Annotated in this window: 21 protein-coding genes; 12 read left to right on the top strand and 9 right to left on the bottom strand. The window is 62.0% G+C overall.

From position 1 onward, the window contains the following. Nucleotides 1-141: 141 nt before the first annotated feature. Nucleotides 142-1,005, bottom strand: a complete 864-nt coding sequence (locus ACFSDX_RS16190) for a hypothetical protein (RefSeq protein WP_382315354.1) — start codon at nucleotides 1,003-1,005, stop codon at nucleotides 142-144. A gap of 218 nt (nucleotides 1,006-1,223) precedes the next feature. Between ACFSDX_RS16190 and ACFSDX_RS16185 the strand changes: the two genes are divergently transcribed. From ACFSDX_RS16185 to chrA, 3 genes are all read left to right on the top strand, one after another. Continuing rightward, nucleotides 1,224-2,198 (top strand): isopenicillin N synthase family dioxygenase, encoded by a 975-nt coding sequence (locus ACFSDX_RS16185; protein ID WP_382315352.1) that lies wholly within the window; start codon nucleotides 1,224-1,226, stop codon nucleotides 2,196-2,198. Between the two features lie 179 nt (nucleotides 2,199-2,377). Continuing rightward, complete coding sequence (gene aspA / locus ACFSDX_RS16180) at nucleotides 2,378-3,781, top strand: aspartate ammonia-lyase (protein ID WP_382315350.1); 1,404 nt, start codon at nucleotides 2,378-2,380, stop codon at nucleotides 3,779-3,781. 253 nt (nucleotides 3,782-4,034) lie between these two features. Continuing rightward, complete coding sequence (gene chrA, locus ACFSDX_RS16175; protein ID WP_382315479.1) at nucleotides 4,035-5,255, top strand: chromate efflux transporter; 1,221 nt, start codon at nucleotides 4,035-4,037, stop codon at nucleotides 5,253-5,255. Between the two features lie 92 nt (nucleotides 5,256-5,347). Here the strand turns inward: chrA and ACFSDX_RS16170 are convergent, their stop codons facing one another. From ACFSDX_RS16170 to ACFSDX_RS16160, 3 genes are all read right to left on the bottom strand, one after another. Beyond that, nucleotides 5,348-5,974 (bottom strand): superoxide dismutase, encoded by a 627-nt coding sequence (locus ACFSDX_RS16170; RefSeq protein WP_382315477.1) that lies wholly within the window; start codon nucleotides 5,972-5,974, stop codon nucleotides 5,348-5,350. A gap of 243 nt (nucleotides 5,975-6,217) precedes the next feature. Then, complete coding sequence (locus tag ACFSDX_RS16165; RefSeq protein WP_382315348.1) at nucleotides 6,218-7,291, bottom strand: lipocalin family protein; 1,074 nt, start codon at nucleotides 7,289-7,291, stop codon at nucleotides 6,218-6,220. Nucleotides 7,292-7,329: 38 nt separating this feature from the next. After that, nucleotides 7,330-8,043, bottom strand: a complete 714-nt coding sequence (locus ACFSDX_RS16160; protein WP_382315346.1) for a peptidase associated/transthyretin-like domain-containing protein — start codon at nucleotides 8,041-8,043, stop codon at nucleotides 7,330-7,332. Between the two features lie 115 nt (nucleotides 8,044-8,158). Between ACFSDX_RS16160 and ACFSDX_RS16155 the strand changes: the two genes are divergently transcribed. Genes ACFSDX_RS16155 through ACFSDX_RS16140 form a run of 4 tightly spaced genes read left to right on the top strand, consistent with a single transcriptional unit; the run spans nucleotide 8,159 to nucleotide 11,073 of the window. After that, nucleotides 8,159-9,928, top strand: a complete 1,770-nt coding sequence (locus ACFSDX_RS16155) for an amino acid permease (RefSeq protein WP_382315344.1) — start codon at nucleotides 8,159-8,161, stop codon at nucleotides 9,926-9,928. Then, nucleotides 9,928-10,278 (top strand): hypothetical protein, encoded by a 351-nt coding sequence (locus ACFSDX_RS16150; RefSeq protein WP_382315342.1) that lies wholly within the window; start codon nucleotides 9,928-9,930, stop codon nucleotides 10,276-10,278. Before ACFSDX_RS16155 ends, ACFSDX_RS16150 begins: the two co-directional genes overlap by 1 nt. After that, nucleotides 10,275-10,475, top strand: coding sequence for a hypothetical protein (locus ACFSDX_RS16145; RefSeq protein ID WP_382315340.1), 201 nt, complete (start codon nucleotides 10,275-10,277; stop codon nucleotides 10,473-10,475). The genes ACFSDX_RS16150 and ACFSDX_RS16145 overlap by 4 nt, the downstream gene beginning before the upstream one ends. Before the next feature lie 4 nt (nucleotides 10,476-10,479). Next, on the top strand, nucleotides 10,480-11,073 hold the full coding sequence (locus tag ACFSDX_RS16140; protein ID WP_382315338.1) for a hypothetical protein: 594 nt from the start codon (nucleotides 10,480-10,482) through the stop codon (nucleotides 11,071-11,073). 49 nt (nucleotides 11,074-11,122) lie between these two features. Here the strand turns inward: ACFSDX_RS16140 and ACFSDX_RS16135 are convergent, their stop codons facing one another. Then, the gene (locus ACFSDX_RS16135; protein WP_382315336.1) at nucleotides 11,123-12,133 is read right to left on the bottom strand and encodes a DMT family transporter; all 1,011 of its coding nucleotides are present in this window, start codon (nucleotides 12,131-12,133) and stop codon (nucleotides 11,123-11,125) included. Between the two features lie 98 nt (nucleotides 12,134-12,231). On the opposite strand from ACFSDX_RS16135, the gene ACFSDX_RS16130 reads away from it, so the two are divergent. Beyond that, complete coding sequence (locus tag ACFSDX_RS16130) at nucleotides 12,232-12,663, top strand: DUF4174 domain-containing protein (RefSeq protein ID WP_382315334.1); 432 nt, start codon at nucleotides 12,232-12,234, stop codon at nucleotides 12,661-12,663. 46 nt (nucleotides 12,664-12,709) lie between these two features. On the opposite strand, the gene dusB is transcribed toward ACFSDX_RS16130, so the two are convergent. Then, nucleotides 12,710-13,699 (bottom strand): tRNA dihydrouridine synthase DusB, encoded by a 990-nt coding sequence (gene dusB / locus ACFSDX_RS16125; protein ID WP_382315332.1) that lies wholly within the window; start codon nucleotides 13,697-13,699, stop codon nucleotides 12,710-12,712. Nucleotides 13,700-13,883: 184 nt separating this feature from the next. Between dusB and ACFSDX_RS16120 the strand changes: the two genes are divergently transcribed. From ACFSDX_RS16120 to ACFSDX_RS16105, 4 genes are all read left to right on the top strand, one after another. Next, complete coding sequence (locus ACFSDX_RS16120) at nucleotides 13,884-14,855, top strand: CPBP family intramembrane glutamic endopeptidase (protein ID WP_382315330.1); 972 nt, start codon at nucleotides 13,884-13,886, stop codon at nucleotides 14,853-14,855. Between the two features lie 16 nt (nucleotides 14,856-14,871). Next, entirely contained in the window at nucleotides 14,872-15,846 is a 975-nt protein-coding gene (locus ACFSDX_RS16115; protein ID WP_382315328.1) for a phosphatidate cytidylyltransferase, read from the top strand. Nucleotides 15,847-16,179: 333 nt separating this feature from the next. Beyond that, nucleotides 16,180-17,469, top strand: a complete 1,290-nt coding sequence (locus tag ACFSDX_RS16110) for a Glu/Leu/Phe/Val family dehydrogenase (RefSeq protein WP_382315326.1) — start codon at nucleotides 16,180-16,182, stop codon at nucleotides 17,467-17,469. Nucleotides 17,470-17,752: 283 nt separating this feature from the next. Next, complete coding sequence (locus ACFSDX_RS16105; RefSeq protein ID WP_382315475.1) at nucleotides 17,753-18,415, top strand: phosphatidylserine decarboxylase family protein; 663 nt, start codon at nucleotides 17,753-17,755, stop codon at nucleotides 18,413-18,415. A gap of 99 nt (nucleotides 18,416-18,514) precedes the next feature. On the opposite strand, the gene ACFSDX_RS16100 is transcribed toward ACFSDX_RS16105, so the two are convergent. The 3 genes from ACFSDX_RS16100 to ACFSDX_RS16090 all read right to left on the bottom strand — a co-directional run bounded on the left by ACFSDX_RS16100 (nucleotide 18,515) and on the right by ACFSDX_RS16090 (nucleotide 21,823). Then, nucleotides 18,515-19,189: a hypothetical protein gene (locus ACFSDX_RS16100; RefSeq protein WP_382315325.1), complete on the bottom strand. Its 675-nt coding sequence runs from the start codon at nucleotides 19,187-19,189 to the stop codon at nucleotides 18,515-18,517. A gap of 77 nt (nucleotides 19,190-19,266) precedes the next feature. Continuing rightward, on the bottom strand, nucleotides 19,267-20,547 hold the full coding sequence (kynU, locus tag ACFSDX_RS16095; protein WP_382315323.1) for a kynureninase: 1,281 nt from the start codon (nucleotides 20,545-20,547) through the stop codon (nucleotides 19,267-19,269). Nucleotides 20,548-20,620: 73 nt separating this feature from the next. Further along, a complete protein-coding gene (locus tag ACFSDX_RS16090; RefSeq protein ID WP_382315321.1) occupies nucleotides 20,621-21,823 on the bottom strand; it encodes a thiolase family protein in 1,203 nt (400 codons plus the stop codon). Nucleotides 21,824-21,915: the final 92 nt, after the last annotated feature.

Here is a 21,915-nt window from a genome sequence, read left to right as displayed (position 1 = left end):
TCATGCTCATCTGGCGGCCACGCAGTGAAGCATCTCTACCACCTCGTTGAAAAGTGCGGTAGAGATGCTTCACTGCGTGGCCGCCAGATGAGCATGACGGACGTTGTTAGCTGGCATCCTTGCTGAGGGATAACCAGGACTTTATGGCTGCACCGTAATCGTGCGCGTCACCGAGTTATAGGGTCCGGGAATCAGCGTGCCGCCGCTGTCTACCAGCTCCAGTTTGATGGTGGCTTGGCCAGCGGGCAGGCCCTCCATCATGTAAGGCATCCACTGGTCGAGCATAAATTCGGTGCCGTTGATGGTGGCGCGCACCTTGTTGCCGTTGGCCGAAAGCGTAGTGTTGACGAGGTAGAAGTCCAACATTATCTTCTTGGCATCGGCGCCCGCGTAGGTGTCCTTGGGGCGGCTGTAGAAGAGGGTAGGGGCCTTCAGGTCGAACTTCTGCTGCGTGGTATCGGTGGCGGTGCCGGCCGTGACCACGCGCAAATCGTAGGCGCCTAGGTGCTTGAGGCTTTCGTGGTACGAGCGCGACAAGAACGACAGCACCACGTGGGAGCCGGGTGCCATGTCCTGCGTAAACTTGGTTTCGTACTTGGCGATGTAGGGCTGGTTGTCGATGATGAGGTGAAGGTGCTGGCCTTTCATCGAGTTGGCCATGTGCGTGGCGTGCTCGCCGCCCGTCATCTTGGTCAGCTGAAAATTGGTTAGGTCGTAGGAAAACGGCACCGGATTGGGCACCGTGGAGCCCGCCACCGGCGTATTGAGCCGCAGTTGCGCGTCCGGAAACCTGGGCGAGTCGTTGTAGGGCGTGAGTGTGATGCCGTTTTTCGACTGCGCCTCGCCAGCTACTGAGTTGGTGGTCGTTTGGGCGCCCAGGGCGGTGGGGCGGTCGGCGGGGCTGGTGGTGGCCGATTCGGTCTGTTGGGAGGCGCTGCAGCTACCTAGGGCCAGGGCGGCGGCCACGGCCAGCGTGCCGCCAAACGGGTTTAGAACGAACTTCATGAGGTGAAAGCGTAGGTGAAAACGGATAGATGTAACCCGCACAGTACGGCACTAACCCGCCTTAGGGTTTTGCCGTAACTTTGTATCAAGCAACTACTGGTTGCTGCTAGCTGGGTGGCCTCATGGCCAAATACGCACGCAGTTTCGGCTGCCGAGGCCCCCGCTACCAGTAGTGGCAGTCATCAATCAGCAATTAACCCCTAACCATTCCCAACGTTATGGCTGATAACCTGCCTGACCACATTCCCTCGCTCGACCTCGCCGACTTCCGTTCGGGCGACCCCGCGCGCAAAGCCCAGTTCGTCAAGGAGCTAGGCGAAGCTTACCAGAGCATCGGCTTCATCGCCCTCAAAAACCACGGCCTCAACGAGGAGCAAACTAAGGCCCTGTACGGCGACGTGCAGGAGTTTTTCCAGCTGCCCGACCAGGCCAAGCAAGCCTACGAAGTGCCCGAGCTGGCTGGCCAGCGCGGCTACATCAGCAAGGGTAAGGAGCACGCCAAGGGCCGCAATACCGGCGACCTGAAAGAGTTTTTTCACGTGGGCCAGGAGGTCGAGGGCGACGACCCGGTGAAGGACCAATACCCCGCCAACATCTGGCCCAACGAGGTGCCCCGCTTTGCGCAGAGCACCATGAAGGCCTACCGCACCCTAGAGAGTGCCGGCAAGGACGTGCTGCGCGCCATTGCGCTGTATCTCGAGCTGCCCGAAAATTACTTTGACGACAAAGTCGTGAATGGTAACAGCATCCTGCGCCCCATCCACTACTTCCCCATCGAAGACCCCGACGCCGTGCCCGCCGACGCGGTGCGCGCCGCCGAGCACGGCGACATCAACCTCATCACGCTGCTGATGGGCGCCAGCGCCGATGGCCTGCAAGTGAAGCGCCGCGACGGCCAGTGGATTGCCATTACGGCCCTGCCCGACCAGATTGTGGTGAACGTGGGCGACATGCTCCAGCGCCTCACCAACGGCGTGCTGCGCAGCACCATCCACCGTGTGGTGAACCCCGCCCGCGAGAAGATGAACACCTCGCGCTACAGCATCCCGTTCTTCATGCACCCGCGCTCGGAAATGAGCCTGGCGGCTCTCCCTCATTTGGTTACGGCTGACAACCCCAAGAAGGAAGCCGATATCACGGCCGGCGAGTTCTTGAACGAGCGGCTCATCGAGCTGGGGTTGAAGAAGAAGTAAGCACCTAGGAGTTATGAAAAAAGCGGCTGGCCTAATTGGGTCAGCCGCTTTTTTGTTGCGCGGACTTTGCAGTCCGCGTGCGACTGTAGCGAACAACCTCGTCAAAATGCGCCTGAGCGACGTAGATACTGGTTCCGTTCATTCGCGGACTACAAAGTTCGCGCAACATTATCCACCTTATGACCACCCGCCCCGAACACGATTTCCTAGGCGAGCGCCTAATTCCCGCCGACGTTTATTACGGTATTCAGACCCTGCGGGCGATGGAAAACTTCGCCATCACGGGCATCCCGATAAAGTCTGAGCCGCTGTTTGTGCAGGCGCTGGCTTACGTGAAAAAGGGCGCGGCCCTGGCCAATAAAGAGCTGGGCGTGCTGCCCACTGACATTGCCGATGCCATAGTAGCGGCCTGCGACCGGGTGGCGAGCGGCGAGTTCGACGGCCAGTTTCTGACCGACATGATACAGGGCGGCGCGGGCACATCCGTGAACATGAATGCCAATGAGGTGATTGCCAACGTGGCGCTGGAAATCCTAGGTCACCAAAAAGGCGAGTACGACTACTGCCACCCCAACAACCACGTAAATTGTTCGCAATCAACGAACGATGCCTACCCCACGGCCTTCCGCATCGCGCTCAATAACAAGCTCGTGGGCTACCGCCAGGCCCTAGGTGCCCTCGCCGACGCGTTTGCCCAGAAGGGCGAGGAGTTCAAAAACGTGCTCAAAATGGGCCGCACCCAGCTGCAAGACGCCGTGCCCATGAGCATGGGCGACGAGTTTCACGCCTTTGCCACCAACCTGCGCGAGGAGCTGCTGCGCATCGACGACTCGCGCCGGCTCATCTCCGAAATCAACATGGGCGCCACCGCCATCGGCACCGGCGTAAACACGCCGCCCGGCTACGCTGGCCTCGTGACCCAGCACCTGCGCCAGGTCACCGGCCTAGACCTGCTGCTGGCCGGCGACCTCATCGAAGCCACCTACGACACTGGTGCCTACGTGCAGCTCTCGGGCGTGCTTAAGCGCACGGCCGTGAAGCTGAGCAAAATCTGCAACGACCTACGCCTGCTCAGCAGCGGCCCCCGCACCGGCCTCAACGAGATAAACCTGCCCGCCTTGCAGCCTGGCTCCAGCATTATGCCCGGCAAGGTGAACCCTGTAATTCCGGAGGTGGTCAACCAAACGGCCTTCTACGTGGCCGGCGCCGACCTGACGGTGACGATGGCCGCCGAGGCCGGCCAGCTCCAGCTCAACGTGATGGAGCCGGTTATCTCGTTCGCGCTCTTCACCAGCATCACCTACCTCACTAATGCCTGCCACACCCTGCGCGACAAGTGCGTGCTCGGCATCACGGCCAATGCCGCGCACGCGGCCAACATGGTCTACAACAGCATCGGTATCGTAACGCAGCTTAACCCCGTGCTGGGCTACGAGGCCTCGGCCAGCATAGCCAAGGAGGCGCTGCAAACCGGCAAGTCGGTCCACGACATCGCCGTTACCGAGCGCGGCTTGCTCACCCAGGCCAAGTGGGACGAGATTTTTACGTTTGAAAATCTGATTCGGCCGGTGTTTATCCAATAATTATCTACTGGTCAATTGCTAGCAATTTTTCGTCAGGCTGAGCGCAGTCAAGCATCTCGCGGAGTACAGTAAGCCTCTTCACACTGATTACTGCAGCCCGCGAGATGCTTCACTGCGTTCAGCCTGACGGAATTAAAGGGCCGCCTGCCCTATCTTCGGCGTAGGTAACTCCCACCGATTCGTGCTTTCTGATTCTTCCGTTCGTGCTACTTCGCCCGTGCCCCTAGCCCCGCTGCGGCGGGCGGGCCGCCGAATGCGCCGCACGCGCAACTTCATCTTTCTTAAAGACGTGGCCGGGCTGGCCTGCACCGCCTTTGGCGGCCCGCAGGCCCACTTGGCCATGATGCTGCGCCTGCTCGTGGCCAAGCGTCGCTACCTCACCGCCGCCGAGCTGCTAGAGCTGCAAGCCCTGTGCGCCCTGCTGCCCGGCCCCACGTCTACCCAAACTATTACGGCCATCGGCCTGCGGCTGGGCGGGCCCAACCTGGCGTATCTGACCCTGATTATCTGGTGCTTGCCGGCGGTGTTGATTATGACTGTGGCGGGCCTGCTGCTCAGCCACGTCGATGGCGGGCGCACGGCGCAAGTGGTGCAGTTTGTGCAGCCGGTGGCGGTGGGCTTCGTGGCGTTTTCGGCCTACCGCATTGCCGAGAAGGTTATTCACACCAAAACCTCAGTGGCCCTGATGGTGGCCGCTGCCATGGTGGCCTACTTTTTTCAGCTGCCGTGGGTGCTGCCGGTGCTGCTGCTGGCGGGCGGCAGCGTGACTACGCTGCGCTACCGCAAGCACGCCGTGGTGCAGGATAAAAAGCCCCTGCGCGTGGAGTGGGCCAATTTTGGGCTCTGGCTGGGCATCTTCCTGGGGGCGGCGCTGCTGGGCCACTACACCGATTGGCTGCCGGTGCGCCTGTTCGAGAATTTCTACCGCAACGGCTCGCTGGTTTTCGGCGGCGGGCAGGTGCTGGCGCCGCTCTTGTTTGCCGAGTTTGTCGAGTTTAAGCACTACCTCACGAGCGCCGAGTTTCTCTCGGGCCTCGGGATGGTGCAGGCGCTGCCGGGGCCCAATTTTGCCTTCGCCTCCTACATCGGCGTGCTGGCCATGCGGCCCACTGGCCTCGGCGTGGGTGGGCAGCTGGTGGGGGCGCTGGTAGGGGCCCTAGGTATCTTCCTGCCCGGTTTGTTTCTGATATTCTTCGCCATCCGCTTCTGGGATGGCCTGCGCCAGTACCGCGTGGTAAAAGCCTCGCTGGAAGGCGTAAACGCCGTGAGCGCTGGCCTAGTGTGCGCGGCCGCGCTATTGCTCTACCACCCGCTGCCCGACCGCCTGCTCGACCTGCCCGGCTGCCCGCCCGGCTGGCCCTTGCCCCTTAACCCGCTGCTGGTGGGCCTCACCTTTTTGGTGCTGCTTTGGGAGCGTGTGCCGGGCGTGGTCATCATTGGCGCGGCGCTGGCGGCCGGGTGGCTGGTGGGGTAGCTTTGGGTGAGAAGGCAAAAAGCTGAGGGGGTGAGAAAGTGGCTCAACGGCTTACTTTCTCACCCCCTCAGCTTCTTACTTTCTCACCTAGGTTAGCTTTTCTTCGCCGTGGCGAAGCGGCGGTCGGCCTCGGGCCAGTTCACCACGTTCCAGAAGGCGGCTACGTAGTCAGGGCGCTTGTTTTGGTACTTGAGGTAGTAGGCGTGCTCCCACACGTCGAGGCCCAGCACGGGCGTGCCGCGCTGGATGCCGGGCAGGTCCATGAGCGGGTTGTCCTGGTTGGGGGTGCTCGAAATGAAGAGCTTGCCGGCTTTGTCCGCGCTCAGCCAGGCCCAGCCCGAGCCGAAGCGCGTGGTGGCGGCTTTGGCAAATTCTTCCTTGAACTTATCGAACGAGCCGAAGTCCTTGGTGATGGCCGCGGCCAGCGCGCCGGTAGGCTGCCCGCCGCCCTTCTGGGCCAGCAGCGTCCAGAACATCGAGTGGTTGTAGTGGCCGCCCGCGTTGTTGCGGATGGCGTCGGGCTGCTTGCTGGCGGTGGCCAGCAGGTCGGCCAGCGGCAGCTTTTCCTCGGGCTTGCCGGCTACGGCCTCGTTCAGCTTCGAGACGTAGGTTTTGTGGTGCGCATCGTGGTGGATTTCCATCGTGCGGGCGTCGATGTGCGGCTCCAGCGCATTGAAGGCGTAGGGCAGCGGCGGCAGCGTAAAGGGGCCGTCGGCCATGGGCATCGCGCGGGCATCGCGCAGAAAACGGTCTTCCTGGGCCCGGGCCAGCACGGCGGGGCTAACGAGGGCGCTGAGCGCGAACGCCGCGGCGTTCTTGATAAAATCGCGTTTAAGCATGGTTTATATACTAAAAGGCAAGAGAATGGTTTGGCCCGCCGTAGCGCGGGCGTTTGGTACGCGAAGCTAGCTACCCGCTACCGCGCTGGGGCGCCGGACTAAAATCCCAGGCTACTGGCCAGCCTACTTATTGGTAATCTCCACGTAGGCCTTGCCCGTCACGGGCTGGCCATTGTGGGTGCCCGTGACCTTGCACATGCCTTCCCAGTAGTACATGGTGAAGGCGTGGAAAAAATTCAGCGCCAGCTCTTGCTGCGGCACCAGGGGCTCCACCACCAGGTCGTAGCCCTGGGCGGGCACCTGCACGCGCCACTTGGCGGGGTACTTTTTCTTCGACTTAGGGCTGGTCCAGTAGGTGAGGGGCGTCAGCGTGAAGTCGGGGCCGCCTAGGTGGATATTCTCATTGCTGGCGCTGAAAAATGAGCCGTTGTTGAGGCTCTGGCCGGTTTCGCTGTTGCGCAGCGTGTTCAGCATCAGCTCCTCGCGGGGCTGGTCGAGCTGAATGCTGAGCCAGTCCCAGCCCACGCCCTTGCTCACGATGCTGGTGCAGTTCCACTGGCGGTCGTACCAGAGCTCGCCGGTTACCTGGTGGGTTTTGCCGCCCACGGTGAGCGTGCCAGTGGTGGCCAGGCGCGGGTAGCTGTAGTAGCCCGCCGTGATGCCCTGGCCGTAGTTTTCGTAGCCGGTGCCGCCGTGTAGCAGCACGGGCTTGGTGGGCGTGGTGCTAAGGTTGAGGGCGTAGCCAGCGTTGTTTTTGCCGGTGAGGGCGGCTGCAAACTGGTACTTGCCCTCCTGGCCGTTGAAGGTCCAGACCTGGCCATCCTTGTGCTCGCGCAGGCGCACGGGCAGCGAGTCGGTGAGCAGGCGCGGCAGCTTGCCCAGCTTGTAGTCGTAGTTGAATTTCTGGCCCTTGGGGTCGGTAATGGCCACGTTTACCATCTGGTAGTCGTCCTTGCCGTCCTTCAGATTGAAGTGAAAAAAGACGTACTCGATGCCGAAGTCCTCGCCGGTGGCCTGGTCGCGCAGGTGGCCGGTGAGGTACCACCACTCGAGCGAGTTTTTGGGGTGCACAGCTTCCTCATGGGGCAGCTCGGCGCGGGTGGCAGTGGGGTTGAAGCGGGTGGTCGGGACCGGCTTAAAAGTGGAGCAAGCGGTAAAAAGCAGCGTTAGCAGCAGCGCAAAGGATAATCGCATCATACCCCTGGAAAAGGGATTTGAGGGCAGAAAAGTTTGGGCTACCGGTAGGTTTTCCGAGGGGTAGGAAGGGTAGCTGGCGGGCTAACCAGCACCGGTTTACCCATCACTGTGCCGCGCTCGGGCGGCGAGAGCAGGCGAATAGTAAGCCGCGCCGGGCCGGCATTATTCCGAAGGTTGACCTTTACTGTCTTAGCCAGAAAGCTAAACGGGTTGCTTGTTATAAGTAACGTTAGCACGCCTCCTTTGATTGGGGGCCAGTCGGCTAGCAGTAGTAAGGTAAAATTTCCGCCCGCATCCGTCACCGCACCATATTTTGTGCCCTTAATGAACACGTAGGCTCCTTCCACCGGTATGTTGTACAGGTCGTCCATCACTACGCCCCGCGTAGTGATGGTAGCTTTTATGGCGGGCTTTAGCAAGGAGCTTCCACCGGGTATTATTTGCGGCGGTAGCCCCGCGGCGGGCGCGGCCTGCCAGCCGCATAATGCCGCTACCGCCAGCAGCCAGCGCAAGGGTTTCGCCTGCCACTTGCTGGGGCCGGAGGCCGCTGCGGGTGCCGCCATGCGCCCGCATAGTTGCTGGCCGGTGCGGGCTGTCAGATAAGCTAGTAGCTCAGCTTCGCTCATCGCTGTGAAATCAACCACTTCGGTGCGGCAGGCGGCGCAGTGGCGGCCGGCGGCGGTGGGCGTCATGGCGGCCCAGCTTGCGGCGCAGGGGCTAGGAATATGAACGGAAGCAGAATGCTGAGCCATAGAGCGAAATATAACAACTGCTTTTTCCTCCGATGCCGGCCCGCGCCCGATTGCACACGGCCCCGCCGTAACTTGGCCGTTTGCTATTTTGCGCGCCTAATTTCTCGCTGGCCGAATGCCCCCCACTAATTCCTCGCTCTTTCGCCGCAAAACCATCGCGGCCATCCTTGCCAACCCGCCCGCCGATGCCGAGGGCCACGGCGGCTCTGGCGGCGGCCTGGCCCGCCACCTCACCGTGCGCGACCTCACCGGGCTGGGCATTGCGGCCATCATCGGGGCCGGTATCTTCAGCACCATTGGCCAGGCTAGCCTGAACGGCGGGCCGGCGGTGTCGCTGCTGTTCGTGTTTACGGCGATTGCCTGCGCGTTTTCGGCGCTGTGCTACGCGCAGTTCGCGGCTACCATTCCGGTCAGCGGCTCGGCCTATACCTACGCCTACACCTCGTTTGGCGAGCTCGCGGCCTGGATTATCGGCTGGGCGCTCATCATGGAATACGCGGTGGGCAACATCGTAGTAGCCATTTCGTGGAGTGACTATTTCACCGGACTGCTCGACAGCGTAGGGCTGCACATGCCGCGCTGGCTCATCATGGGCACCCAAAGCGCCCACGCCGGCTACGAGGCCGTGATGGCCCTCATGCAAACCGGCCAGCCGCTGGCCGCCGCCACGCCCGCCCAGCTCGAAGCCTACACCGCCTGGGCCCAGGCCCCCGAGCTGTTTGGCGGTTGGCGGCTGGTGGTCGATTTACCGGCCTTTCTCATCACGGTGGCCATCACGGCGTTGGTGTACGTGGGCATCAAGGAAAGCAAAAATGCCAGTAACCTACTGGTGGTGTTGAAGTTGATAATTGTGGGCGTGGTGATTGTGGTGGGCGCGTTCTACGTGAAGCCCGCCAACTGGTCGCCCTTCGCGCCGCACGGCATTGGCGGGGTGCTCAAGGGCGTGTCGGCCGTGTTTTTCGCCTACATTGGCTTCGACGCCATCTCGACTACCGCCGAGGAGTGCAAAAACCCCCAGCGCGACCTACCCAAGGCCATGATGTACGCGCTCATCATTTGCACGGTGCTCTACGTTATTATCACGCTGGTCCTCACCGGGATGGTGAGCTACAAGGAGCTGGGCGTGGGCGACCCGCTCTCCTTCGTATTCGCCAAGGTGGGCCTGCCCAAGCTCTCGGCCCTGGTGGCCGTGAGCGCGGTGTTTGCCATGGCCTCGGTGCTGCTGGTGTTTCAGCTGGGCCAGCCGCGCATCTGGCTCACCATGAGCCGCGATGGTCTGCTGCCGCCCGTGTTTGCCAAGGTGCACCCCAAGTTTCACACGCCTTCGTTTAGCACCATCGTCACGGGCATTTTCGTGGGCGTGCCGGCCTTGTTTCTGAACATGGATTTGGTGGTTGACCTCACCAGCATCGGCACGCTGTTCGCCTTTGCGCTCGTCTGCGGCGGCATCCTCATCATCGACCCCTACGGCAAGTCGGACGCCCGCTTCACGGTGCCCTACATCAGCGGGCGCTGGCTGGTGCCGCTGCTGCTGGTAGGGGCCGGCTACCTGCTCTGGCACTACGACCACGATATGCTGACCCGCCTCATCGAGGACGTGGATGGTACCACCGCCCGCCGCACCCAGGCCGGCTACTACGGCGTGTTTCGCCACCAGATTCCGTACCTCGTCTTCATCCTGGCTTCGCTGGCACTTATGGTCGTCACGTTCCGAAAAAAGCTCTCGCTGCTGCCCGTGCTAGGGCTTTTGACGAACATGTATTTGATGACCCAGCTAGGTATTAATAACTGGACGATGTTCCTGATTTGGCTGCTCATTGGGCTGGGTATTTACTTCACCTACGGCCATAAGCACTCGAAACTGAACAAGGCGGTGGTAGGGTAGTGAAGCCCTTCCTGCTCACTCTCTTCCTCGCCACCCTCCCGCTGCTGTTCGGCATCTGGGTAAACGCCACCTCCCCGCCGCCCACCCGCGCCTACGTAGCCACCCGCTGCACTCGCTACTGCGCGGCCCACGGCTGCCGCCACGCCACACGCGCCAATAGCCCGGCTTACTTCCGGCTGCGGCCACTGTACGCGGCCACCGTGCGGGGGCTGATGCTGGGCGGCCGGGCGCGGTACGCAGACGTCAACGTGGCCGTTTACCTAGGGTTTATTCCGGGTTTACTGATGTGGCTGACGTACGGCGTCTTGCGCGATGCGGCCCGCATCCGGCAGCTCAAAAGCCACTTATGAGCACGCTGCTTCACTGGCTGGCGCGGCTCGTGCACCTAGCCTACTGGTACTGCTGCGATTTTATGGTGAATCTCAGCAACCTCACCCACACGTCTTATAATGAGGCCAATACCTGGGTGCTGCTGGTACTGGTGCCGGGGTTGCTGGCGCTGCTCATCGGGGTGCGAGTAGCGCAGTGGTTTCGGCTGCGGCGGTAGCTGGGTGGTACATTTCGCTCATGCTGCCCCCGGCGAAACCGCTTTTCTTACCTTCCGGCTGCACGGCACCATCCCAGCCGCCACCGCCCGCGAGCTCAAAGCTGACCTAGGTGAGGCCCGCGCGGCGGGCCTCGACCACCGCCGCGCCCAAAAAAGCTTCTTCGCTAGGTTCGACGCCGTGCTCGACCGCATGCCCATCGGCCAGTGCTACTTCGAAAGCGAGCAAATGGCCGACGCGCTGGCCGGCGAAATCATGATGCTGGAGGAAACCGGCTTCGTGGTCCACGGCTTCGCCATCTTGCCCAACCACGCGCACCTGGTGCTGCATTTGCCGGCCGGTAGTCGGCTCTCCTTTGCGCCGGCCATCGACCTGCTGCACCAGCGCACCGAGCAGCTGTGCCGCCGCCTGGTGCGCCCTAGGCTACCGCCCGAAGCCCCGTTCTGGCAGGTCGGCTGGTTTGACTATCCCGTGGCCGACGCCGCTGAGCTAGGCCGCATTCTGGCCTACGTGGGCGGCCAGGCCCGGCAGGCGGGCCTGGCGCAACGCTTTCAGCAGTGGCCATATTTTTTCAATTATCAAGGAGCAATTAACAAGTAGCAGCTCGTTCATTGCGGCTGCTACTTGTTAATTGCTCCTTGATAATTGATTATCGTGCCCGGTGGATGACAAATACGCCCGCCAGAATAATGGCCATGCCCAGCGCGTGCCAGAGGTTAAAGGCCTCGCCGTCGAGCGCGCCCCAACCTAGGGCCACGATGGGGATGAGGTAGGTGCTGGACGAGGCAAACAGCGCGGTAGAGCGCTGAATCAGCATGTTGAAGAGCACCGTAGCCACGGCCGTGCTTAGCGTAGCCAGCAGCGCAATGTAGCCAAACGCCGCCCAGGCGCCCGGCACCGTGGCCAGCTTGTGCACAAAACCAGTACCTAGGAGCAGGTAAGCCAGCGCCGGCCCCCCAATTAGCAGCAGCAGCAAAGACGTGACGGCCACCGGCGTCATGGCGTGCAGGCGGTGCTTGATAACATTGACGCTGAGGCCGTAGCCCACCGTGGCCGCCACAATGTAGAGGCCGTACCAGGCATTGCTCGCGCCGCCGGCCGGCGTGGCGGCGGCCTCGCCGCTGCCGCCCAGCAGCATCAGCACCACCGTGCCCAGCAGCCCTAGGGCGATGCCCAGCACCCGCGGCCCCGTGAGGCGCTGCCCAAACAGCAGCGCGCCCATCAGCAGCACAAATACCGTCGTGAGGGCATTGAGCACGCCCGCCAGCCCCGAGGCCAGCCGCGTTTCGGCGTAGGCAAACAAGAAAGCCGGAATGAGCGTGCCCACCGTGCCGCTCAGGGCCAGCCACTTGAGGCGGCTGCGCTCGACGCGGCCCAGCTCGCGCACCGCAAACGGCAGCAGTAGCAGCGCCGCCACGCTCACCCGCGTGGCGCCCAGCTCCATGGCCGAAAACACGACCAATCCCTTCTTCATCAGGATGAACGACGTGCCCCAAATTAGCGAGAGTACCACTAGTAGCCCCCAGGCCGAGGGCGGTATGCTAGGCGCGGCCGGCGCGGGCAGTACCTCGGGCGTGGCGGCCACGGCGGGCGGGGCCGTAGCATCGAGCGGGACCGGGGTAGGCTGAGTAGGTAAGGCAGGCGAGGCGAAGGGAGGCATGCGGCAAAATTACGCCGCCCTAAGAGGCTGCCGCCCGGCCGCTCGCCGCCCCCGGCAACTCGGCGCCCGCAACCCGAGTAGGAAGCGAGTATATGAACATGACCAAACTATTGCCGCTAGTCGGATTGGTGCTAGCGGCCGCCCTAGGTGTGGCCCAGACGCCGCGCCCTGGCCTGGCGCAGCAACTGCGCGCCAGCCACTGGCAAAAACGCGTCCTGCTCATCGGTGCGCCCACGGCCGGGCAGGCCGATTTTCAGCGGCAGCAAAAACTGCTCGCCGCCGTGCCTGGCCAGCTTCAGGAGCGCGACTTAGTGGTGCTGGAGCTGCCCTACGACCAGCTTTCGGCCGCCGACCGCCAGTACTGGACGCGGGAGTTGAAGCAGTCGCTCACCGGGTTTTCGGTGGTGCTCATTGGCAAAGACGGCGGCGTGAAGCGCACCGAAACCCAGCCGCTACCCGTGGCCGACCTCTTCGGCACGGTTGACAAAATGCCCATGCGGCGGCAAGAAGCGCGGCGCCCTAAAAAATAAAGCCGCCCCGAGGGGCGGCTTTCGGCCTAGGTACCAGCCGAGCGGGCTAGCCCACTAATACGGCGTCGCTGGCCGCAATTTCTTCCAAAATCGCGTACACGTCTGGGCCGTTTTCTGCATCTACCAGGCGGGTGCGCCACTGCTTGGCGCCTTCGAGGCCGCGGAAATAATGCGCGTAGTGGCGGCGCATCTCAAAGATGCCGGCTTTCGGGCCTTTCCACTCCAGGCTTTTGTCGAAGTGCATCTTGCACATGGCAATGCGCTCTTCTAGGGTGGGCGGGGCCAGCTTTTGGCCGGTGGCCACGAAGTGCTTCACCTCCCGAAAAATCCAGGGGTAGCCGATGGCGGCGCGGCCAATCATGACGCCGTCCACGCCGTAGCGGGTTTTGTATTCGAGCGCTTTTTCGGGCGAGTCGATGTCGCCATTGCCGAAAATCGGGATTTTGATGCGCGGGTTTTCCTTGATTTTGGCAATCAGGCGCCAATCGGCTTCGCCCTTGTAGAGCTGCACGCGGGTGCGGCCGTGCACGGTCAGGGCCTCGATGCCCACGTCTTGCAGGCGCTCGGCCACCTCTTCCACGTTTAGGGTGTCGTTGTCCCACCCTAGGCGGGTTTTCACGGTCACGGGCAGGTGGGTGTTTTTGACCACGGCGGCGGTCATGGCCACCATCTTCGGAATGTCGCGCAGCAGGGCCGCGCCCGCGCCGCGCATCGCCACCTGCTTCACTGGGCAGCCGTAGTTGATATCAATCAAATCGGGCCCCGCCTCAGTGCTGATGGCCGCGCACTCGCCCATCGTATGCACGTCGGAGCCGAAGAGCTGAATACCGATGGGGCGCTCGTAATCAAATACATCCAGCTTCTGCCGGCTTTTGGCCGCCGCCCGTATCAGGCCCTCACTCGAAATAAATTCGGTGTACATGAGGTCGGCGCCATTGGCCTTGCACACGGCCCGGAAGGGCGGGTCGCTCACGTCCTCCATGGGGGCGAGGAGGAGCGGAAAGTCGGGCAGGATGATATTGCGGATGTTGGGCACGGGGATAGGTCGGTTTTTAGCAGGTGATAGAGCCGTTTGTCATTGCGAGCGTAGCGAAGCAATCGCATCAGGACGAGCCGCTCAGGGCGATTGCTTCGCTGCGCTCGTAATGACGAACGGGGTAGGCAGTGCCCACCGAGAATTTATTGCGCAAATTTACGCCTTCCTGAACACCCTCACCCTAATGAAAGGTTTGCCTACCCGCTCGCTGCACCCCCTTTTGCAAATTTTGCTGCTGGTGGGGCTGGCCGTGGCGGGGCTGTGCCTGGCTAGTTTACTGGCCCTGGTGCTTGCCAGCTCGGTATTTGGGCTGTCGGTGGCGCAGTTTGGCCAGCTGGCGGCGGCCCCCGAGCGCGTGCCCCACGGCTGGGCCGTGTCGATGCTGCTGCAAGGGCTGTCGCTGGCGGGCCTGGGGCTGGGGGCCGCCGTGCTGCCGCTGGTGCTGCGCGCGGCGAACCGGCCGGCCGAGCGCTACTTTGCCCCGCGGCCGCTGGGGCAGGCGTGGTGGCTGGGCGCCGCGGCGCTGCTGATAATCGTGTCGGTGCCGGTGCAGTCGGCCCTGGTGGCCTGGAATGCGAACGCGCACTTCCCGGCTTTCCTGCACGACTTCGAGCAGTGGGCCCGCAGCAAAGAGGACCAGGCGGCCGGGCTCACCAAGTTTCTCACCGAATTCACGTCGCCCGCCCGCCTGCTGGTGGGCCTGCTCGTGATTGCCGTGACGCCCGCCGTGGCCGAGGAGCTGGTGTTTCGGGGCGTCATTCAGCGCAACCTCGTGCGGTGGTTCGGCTCGCGGCACGTGGGTGTGTGGCTGGCGGCCGCGCTTTTTTCGGCCGTGCACATGCAGTTTTTCGGATTTGTGCCGCGCTTTTTGCTAGGTCTGGTCCTAGGGTATTTGTACGAGTGGAGCGGCAATATCCTGGTGCCGATGGCCGCGCACTTCACCCAGAATGCCTTTCAACTCATTCTCCTGTACCTGGCTCAGCACCGCCACCTGTCCGCCTCCTTCGACCCCGACGCTAACCAAGCGCTGCCTTGGCCTTCGGTGCTGCTATCGACCGTGCTCAGCGCCGCGCTTCTCTACACCTTGCACCAGCGCATGGCGGCCGACGCGCCGCCGCTAGCGGTGGCCGCCGACCCGGCCGCTCCTTTGCGCTAACATTCCCCTTCCACCGTTGAACCCAGCCCTCGACTCTGCTCCTTTACCCGACTCGCCGCCCAAAAAGGGACCTAGCAACCTGCGCCTGCGGGCTATCTGGGGCGCCCTCGCGGCGGCGCTGCTTTTTAGCTGCACCTTTGGCGGGCCCATCTCGTTCGGGGTGTTTTTTGCTGCCGTACAGGCCGTGATACTCAAGGAGTTTTACCGGATAATGCGGGCTGAAGGGTACCGGCCGGCTAGTTGGGCGGGCGCGGTAGTGGGGGTGTTGACTTTTGCAATTATCCATCTCACCTACGGCAGTTCCTCCTACTTCGATTTGCCGAGCGGCTGGACTATTTACCCCCCCATGAGCTTTGTCATGGAGACGAAGTCCATAGTGCAGGTATTGGCTTCAGCCGCTGGCTCTTTTCTAAATATTTGGTTTATAGGCCTTGGACTAATAATATTGGTGGTGCTGTTGCTGCGCGAGATAGTGCTGTGGCCTAATCACGGTCAGCCTTTTGCCAATATCGGGGTTACGCTAATGGGCCTATTGTACGTCAGCCTACCAATGGCGCTCCTCAATGTTATTGCGTTTACCGATAAGGGCTACACTCCCCGCCGCATCTTTTTCCTCTGCGTCCTTATTTGGGCCGCCGACACCGGCGCCTACTTTGCCGGCAAGAACCTAGGCAAGCACAAGCTGGCCCCCAGTATTTCGCCAGCCAAAACCTGGGAGGGCTGGGCCGGTGGCGCGCTGCTCACGCTGGCCACGGGTTGGGCGGCGGGCTACTTTCTGCCCGACATTCCGCTGAGCCACCGGCTGGTGGCGGCGGGCGTGGTGGCCATTTTCGGCCCTCTAGGCGACCTGGCCGAGTCGATGCTCAAGCGCAGCGCGGGGGTGAAAGATTCGGGCACGTTCTTGCCCGGCCACGGCGGGCTGCTCGACCGCTTCGACGCCTTTTTGCTGGTGCTGCCGGTGCTGGCGCTGCTGCAAGTGCTGGTAGGCTAGGGGCGTAGCATTATTTTGAGGAGTATATAGGTGATTTCTTCGAACTAACAAAATCAATGCGAAATATGGGGCGGGTCGCGTGCGGGGCCTAACCATGTGATGCGGAGGGGTCAGCAGCTCAGAAATATCTGTAGCGCCAAAGGTTGGCCATAGAAATGACGTAAGCGGAAAAATAATGGCAGGAAATATGGTAGGAGGGGTTGAAAAAGAGTAAGGCCGCGCGCAAGCCGGTAAAAATCCGGCCTGTAGAAGCAGCCGTACCTTTGCGGAGCGTTTTCGTAAAGCGCTCTTTTACTTCCCTTCCCACCCACCCTCACCCAATTTTTTTCTCAGATGGCAGCCACCACTGTGTACAAGGAACCCGCCCCGCGGGTCGAGAATACCGAGAACCCGCTCGAATCCATGATGTCGCGCTTCAATGTGGCGGCCGAGATTCTGGGCCTCGACGACACTACCTACGAAGTGCTGAAAGCGCCCGACAAGCAGGTAATCGTGAGCCTGCCCGTGTCGATGGACGATGGCCGCGTGCGCGTGTTTGAAGGCTACCGCGTGGTGCACAACACCATCTTAGGTCCCAGCAAGGGCGGTATTCGCTACGACAAGAACGTGAACCTCAACGAGGTAAAAGCCCTGGCCGCCTGGATGACCTGGAAGTGCGCTGTGGTGGACATCCCCTACGGCGGCGCCAAGGGCGGTATCATCTGCGACCCCAGCACTATGAGCCCCGGCGAATTGGAGCGCCTCACCCGCGCCTATACCAATTCGATGAAGGACGTGTTCGGCCCCGACCGCGACATTCCGGCGCCCGACATGGGCACCGGCCCCCGCGAAATGGCCTGGATTATGGACGAGTTCTCCAAAACCGTGGGCCAGACTTCCTCGGCCGTGGTCACGGGCAAGCCCCTCGTAATGGGTGGCTCACTGGGCCGCACCGAGGCCACCGGCCGCGGCGTAATGGTATCGTGTCTAGCTGCTATGGGCAAGCTGGATATGAAGATTGAAGAAACTTCGGTTGCTATTCAGGGCTTCGGCAACGTGGGCTCCTGGACGGCCAAGTTGATGTTTGACAAAGGCTTGACCATTAAGGGTGTGTCTGATATTTCGGGCGCGTACTGGAACGACAACGGCATCAATATCGACGAGGCTATTGCCTATAAAAACGCGCACGGCGGCCGCCTCGAAGGCTTCGACGGTGCCACTCCAATGGACCCCGACGACCTGCTGACCTCGGAGGTAGACGTGCTGGTGCCCGCCGCCGTGGAGGACGTGATTACGGAGCACAATGCGCCCTTCATTAAGGCCAAGCTAATTGTGGAAGGCGCCAACGGCCCCACGGCCGCTTCGGCCGACCCCATTATCTACGGCAAAGGCATTTCGGTGGTGCCCGACATCCTGGCCAACTCGGGCGGCGTGACGGTGAGCTACTTCGAGTGGGTGCAGAATAAGCAGGGCTTTAAATGGAGCCTCGACATGGTGACCGAGCGCGCCGACCGCATCATGACCGAAGCCTTCGAGAAGGTGTACGCCGTGAGCCAGAAGTACAATACCTCGCTCCGTATCGCGGCTTACATCGTGGCTATCGACAAAGTAGCCCAGACCTACAAATACCGAGGCGGCTACTAAATCGCAGATTTAACGGATTGCGCAGATACGCCTGCCTGTGGCAGGCTGGCGCTGGTTTTGGCAGTTCGTTTGAGGATAGTTATCCTAAATAGGGGGAGGCGCGGGTCGGTTGGCCCGCGCCTTTCTATTTTTGAGGCCGCAAGGCACGGTAAAGCTTTGCAAACTGTCTACTAACTAAGCTTACCTACGTAAGTGCAAGCATCATCCACCGTCCGGATAGTCAGCCCGCCGCAGGCGGGCGCATCCGCGCAATCCGTTAAATCCGCTAAATCTGCGATTTGTGATTAAGATACATAAAGAAGGCCGCCGCATCCTGTTCGTGACACTGCTGGTGCTGCTGGCCCTCAACCTGCTCCTGAGCCGCTATAATGGTCCTAACGTGGTGTTCAACCGCATTTTTGCGGGCGTGTCGGTGGTGGCGTTTCTCACGCTGCTCCAGTTTTTTCGCTCGCCCTTTCGGCGCCTGCTTACCCACGAAGACCTGTTGCTGGCCCCAGCCGATGGCAAGGTAGTAGTAATTGAGGAAGTATTTGAGTCCGAGTACTTTGAAGATGCGCGGCGCCAGATAAGCGTGTTCATGTCACCCATCAACGTGCACATCACCCGCAACCCCGTGTCGGGTATCGTGCGCTACTTCAAGTACCACCCCGGCAAGTATTTGCTGGCCTGGCACCCCAAGAGTAGCACCGACAACGAGCGCACGACTGTGGTAGTCGAAAGCGATGCCGGCCCGCTCGTGCTGTTCCGGCAGATAGCTGGGGCTATGGCCCGCCGCATCGTGTGGTACGTGAACGAGGGCGACGAAGTAAGCCAGGGTGAGGAGTTCGGCTTCATCAAATTTGGCTCGCGCGTCGATGTATTCGTGCCGCTCGATGCTGACATTAAAGTGACCCTAGGGCAGAAAGTAAAGGGCGGCGAAACCGTGCTGTGCCAGCTGAAAGGCTAGAGCCACTGGCGTTTGAGAATAAGCAAAAGGCCCGGCCGCACATTGTGCGGCCGGGCCTTTTGCTTTGCTACGGTACCTAGGGCGAAATTGATTGCCGGGTTACTGCTGCATCGATTGCTTCAGCATCTGCTCGGCGCCGGGCACGTGTTGCAGCACATAGCGGGCCAGCATAGTCAGGCCCATCATGATGACTAGGCAGACAAGCAACGGCATGAGCCAGCCCCGCGGCTGAAACTGGTACGTACCCACGTAGCGCGGCCAAAACCACAGCACGTAGGCCAGAATAGCCGGCAGGTTCAGCAAAGAAAGCAGCAGCGGGTTTAGCTGGCCCTTCTGGGCTACTGCGTTGATAATTACTGACTCCAGAACCAGATAGCCCAGCACGAACGCCGCCAAACCCCAGATGGCCTTGCCGCGTTTCATGCGGCGCAGGTTGAGCGCCAGCAGGATAGCGCCGGCTAAGATGGTGTTGAACAGCACCGAAAACAAGACGATAACGCCGGGGGTGTAAAGCACCGGCTGCTCGGCCTCGGGCACCACCTCGCCATTGGCGGCGGGGGTGGGCTGGCGCGCCTTTTCCTCGGTCTGCTGCTGCTGCACGGCCGCTTCGAGGGTGGGGCGCAGAGTGGCATCTTCGGGCGCGGGCTGGCCCCGCCGCCGCAGCTCATCGAGGGCGGCTAGCACGGCCGATTCGCGGTATTGGGCGTAGCCGACTACGTATTCGCGCAGGGCGGCGTCGGGTTTGAGGGCCATCTTGGCCGCGTAGTCTTCCATGGGTAATGAGCAATTAACAATGAGCAATGAGCAGCCGAAGGATGGGACTAGGCCATGCTTCTAGGTCTGCTATTTGTTCATTGCTCATTGTAGAATTGAGATAAAGCTGCGCCCGCCCGGCGCACATCCTCAAACGAATTATAAAGTGGAACGGGTGCCAGGCGAATGACATTCGGCTCGCGCCAGTCGGCGATAATGCCTTGGGCCGCCAAGAAGTCGAACAGCTCGCGCCCGCGCTCGTGCACCAGCAGCGACAACTGGCAGCCCCGCTCGGCGGGGTTAGCGGGCGTTATTATCTCTAGCTTGGTCTGCGGCAGCCCTAGGTGCTGAATAAGAAACTCCAGGTAGCCAGTGAGCTTTTCGCTCTTGGCGCGTAGCGCCTCCATGCCACCGGCTTGCTCAAACAGGTCAACGCTGGCTCCATAAACAGCCAGGGTAATTATCTGGCCATTAGACAACTGCCAGCCCGCTGCACCCGGCATAGGCTGGAAGCCCTTCTTCATCTGAAAGCGCGCGGCCTGGTCGTGTCCCCACCAGCCGGCCAGCCGCACCAGGTCGGGCCGGTTGGCAAAGCGCTCGTGCACGAAGATGCCCGACGAGCCGCCCGGCCCCGAGTTGAGGTACTTGTAGTTGCACCAGCAGGCAAAATCCACGTCCCAGTCGTGCAGGTGCAGCACCACATTACCGGCCGCGTGGGCCAGGTCGAAGCCCACGGTAGCGCCCACCGCGTGCCCCGCCCGCGTGATGGCCGCCATGTCAAACACCTGCCCCGTGTAGTAATTAATGCCCCCAAACAGCACCGTGGCCAGCGAGTCGCCGAGCTCCGCAATCTTGGCCTCGATGTCTTCGGTGCGCAGCGTGTGCTCGCCGGCCCTAGGAGCGATTTCCACGATGACCTCGTCGGGGTCGAGGTTGTGCAGGCGGGCCTGGCTTTCCAGCGCGTATTGGTCGCTGGGGAAAGCGCCGGCCTCCATCAGCACCTTGTAGCGGGTGGCGGTGGGGCGGTAAAACGTGACCAACAGCAAGTGCAGGTTCACGGTCAAGGTGTTCATTACCACCACTTCGTCGGGGCGGGCACCTACTACGTGGGCCGTGGCCTCGGCCAGCGTTTCGTGGTAGGTCAGCCAGGGCCGGCTGCCGGTAAAGTGGCCTTCCACGGCGCGCTCTTCCCAGGCCTTAAACTCACGCTCGGCCGCGGTGCGGGCCGCCTTGGGCAGCAGCCCTAGGGAGTTGCCGCAGAAGTAGGCTGTGGGCTGCCCATCGGGGCCGGGCGGCACGTGAAATTCCGGCCGGAAGCGGGCGAGCGGGTCAGCCGCATCTTGGGCAGCGGCAAAGGCGGGAGAAGCGTCGTAGGTCATAAGAAATAGCGCGGACTCTGTGAGTCCGCGCATGAAGTCGTTCACTGCGCGGACTCGCAGAGTCCGCACTACATTACATTTTTTCGAAAACCATGGCCACGCCTTGGCCCACGCCCACGCACATGGTGGCCAGGCCGTAGCGCACGCCTTCGCGGCGCTGCATCTCGTGCACCAGCGTGGCCACGATGCGCGCCCCGCTCGACCCTAGGGGGTGGCCCATGGCGATGGAGCCGCCGTTGACGTTCACCTTGCTCACGTCGAGGCCCAGCTCACGGATAACAGCGACGCTCTGCGAGGCAAAAGCTTCGTTGAGCTCGATGAGGTCCATGTCGGCGAGGGTGAGGCCGGCGCGTTCCAGCGCCTTGCGCGTGGCCGGCACCGGGCCCATGCCCATGATGGCCGGGTCTACACCCGCCACGGCCGACGAAATAATGCGCGCCAGGGGCTTGAGGTTGTAGCGCTTCAGCGCATCGTCGCTCACCAGCAGGGCGGCGGCCGCGCCGTCGTTGATGCCGGCGGCGTTGCCCGCCGTCACGGTGCCGCCATCGGGCTGGAAGGCGGGCTTGAGGGTGGCTAGCTTCTCGAGGGTCGAAACGCGGGGCTGCTCGTCGGTGTCAAACAGGGCCGCATCGCCCTTGGGCTGGGGCACGAACACCGGCACCAGCTCCTTGCGGAAACGGCCTTTTTCGGCAGCGCGGTGGTACTTGCGCTGGCTTTCGAAGGCAAACGCGTCCTGGTCTTCGCGACTGATATTGAACTGTTTAGCTACGTTCTCGGCCGTGTGGCCCATAGTGTAGGGGAAGAACTGCTTGGCCAGGCGCTGGTTCACGAAGCGCCACCCTAGGGTGGTGTCGTGGGCCGTAAAGTCGCGGGCAAAGGCCGTTTCCGACTTGGCCATCACGAAGGGGGCGCGGGTCATGCTTTCGGCGCCGCCGGCCAAGTACACGTCGCCCTCGCCGGCCTTGATGGCGCGGGAGGCGTCCACGATGCTTTGCAGGCCGCTGGCACACAAACGGTTGACCGTGACGCCGGGTATCGTCACGGGCAGGCCCGCGAGCAGCGCCGCCATGCGGGCCACGTTGCGGTTGTCTTCGCCAGACTGGTTGGCCGCGCCCATTATCACGTCTTCGACGGCGTTTTTATCAAGGCTAGGGTTGCGGCGGAGCAACTCGCGCAGCACGAGGGCGGCTAAATCGTCGGGGCGGACGCTGCTGAGCGAGCCGCCAAATTTTCCAATCGGGGTGCGCACAGCATCCACGATATACGCATTGGGCATTCTAAGGTATCGTTGAGGCAGAGCGAGTCCGCCGGTTGAGGGCTAATTTTGGCCTGGCCGCGCAGCATTGCCGTCGGCCGTTTATCACAACC

Origin of the sequence: Hymenobacter bucti (assembly GCF_042681145.1) — a bacterium.
Classification (GTDB): domain Bacteria; phylum Bacteroidota; class Bacteroidia; order Cytophagales; family Hymenobacteraceae; genus Hymenobacter; species Hymenobacter bucti.
The sequence above is the reverse complement of the archived record's forward strand: the minus strand, read 5'-3'. Positions and strand labels throughout refer to the sequence as shown.

What these genes read in the sequence shown, in the direction of transcription:
- ACFSDX_RS16110 (WP_382315326.1), top strand. Translation starts at nt 16,180, where the DNA reads ATGGCAGCCACCACTGTGTACAAGGAACCCGCCCCGCGGGTCGAGAAT.
- chrA (WP_382315479.1), top strand. Translation starts at nt 4,035, where the DNA reads ATGCGCCGCACGCGCAACTTCATCTTTCTTAAAGACGTGGCCGGGCTG.
- kynU (WP_382315323.1), bottom strand. Translation starts at nt 20,547, where the DNA reads ATGACCTACGACGCTTCTCCCGCCTTTGCCGCTGCCCAAGATGCGGCT.
- ACFSDX_RS16090 (WP_382315321.1), bottom strand. Translation starts at nt 21,823, where the DNA reads ATGCCCAATGCGTATATCGTGGATGCTGTGCGCACCCCGATTGGAAAA.
- aspA (WP_382315350.1), top strand. Translation starts at nt 2,378, where the DNA reads ATGACCACCCGCCCCGAACACGATTTCCTAGGCGAGCGCCTAATTCCC.
- ACFSDX_RS16145 (WP_382315340.1), top strand. Translation starts at nt 10,275, where the DNA reads ATGAGCACGCTGCTTCACTGGCTGGCGCGGCTCGTGCACCTAGCCTAC.
- ACFSDX_RS16185 (WP_382315352.1), top strand. Translation starts at nt 1,224, where the DNA reads ATGGCTGATAACCTGCCTGACCACATTCCCTCGCTCGACCTCGCCGAC.
- ACFSDX_RS16120 (WP_382315330.1), top strand. Translation starts at nt 13,884, where the DNA reads ATGAAAGGTTTGCCTACCCGCTCGCTGCACCCCCTTTTGCAAATTTTG.
- ACFSDX_RS16130 (WP_382315334.1), top strand. Translation starts at nt 12,232, where the DNA reads ATGACCAAACTATTGCCGCTAGTCGGATTGGTGCTAGCGGCCGCCCTA.
- ACFSDX_RS16100 (WP_382315325.1), bottom strand. Translation starts at nt 19,189, where the DNA reads ATGGAAGACTACGCGGCCAAGATGGCCCTCAAACCCGACGCCGCCCTG.
- ACFSDX_RS16155 (WP_382315344.1), top strand. Translation starts at nt 8,159, where the DNA reads ATGCCCCCCACTAATTCCTCGCTCTTTCGCCGCAAAACCATCGCGGCC.
- ACFSDX_RS16135 (WP_382315336.1), bottom strand. Translation starts at nt 12,133, where the DNA reads ATGCCTCCCTTCGCCTCGCCTGCCTTACCTACTCAGCCTACCCCGGTC.
- ACFSDX_RS16170 (WP_382315477.1), bottom strand. Translation starts at nt 5,974, where the DNA reads ATGGCCGACGGCCCCTTTACGCTGCCGCCGCTGCCCTACGCCTTCAAT.
- ACFSDX_RS16160 (WP_382315346.1), bottom strand. Translation starts at nt 8,043, where the DNA reads ATGGCTCAGCATTCTGCTTCCGTTCATATTCCTAGCCCCTGCGCCGCA.
- ACFSDX_RS16190 (WP_382315354.1), bottom strand. Translation starts at nt 1,005, where the DNA reads ATGAAGTTCGTTCTAAACCCGTTTGGCGGCACGCTGGCCGTGGCCGCC.
- ACFSDX_RS16165 (WP_382315348.1), bottom strand. Translation starts at nt 7,291, where the DNA reads ATGATGCGATTATCCTTTGCGCTGCTGCTAACGCTGCTTTTTACCGCT.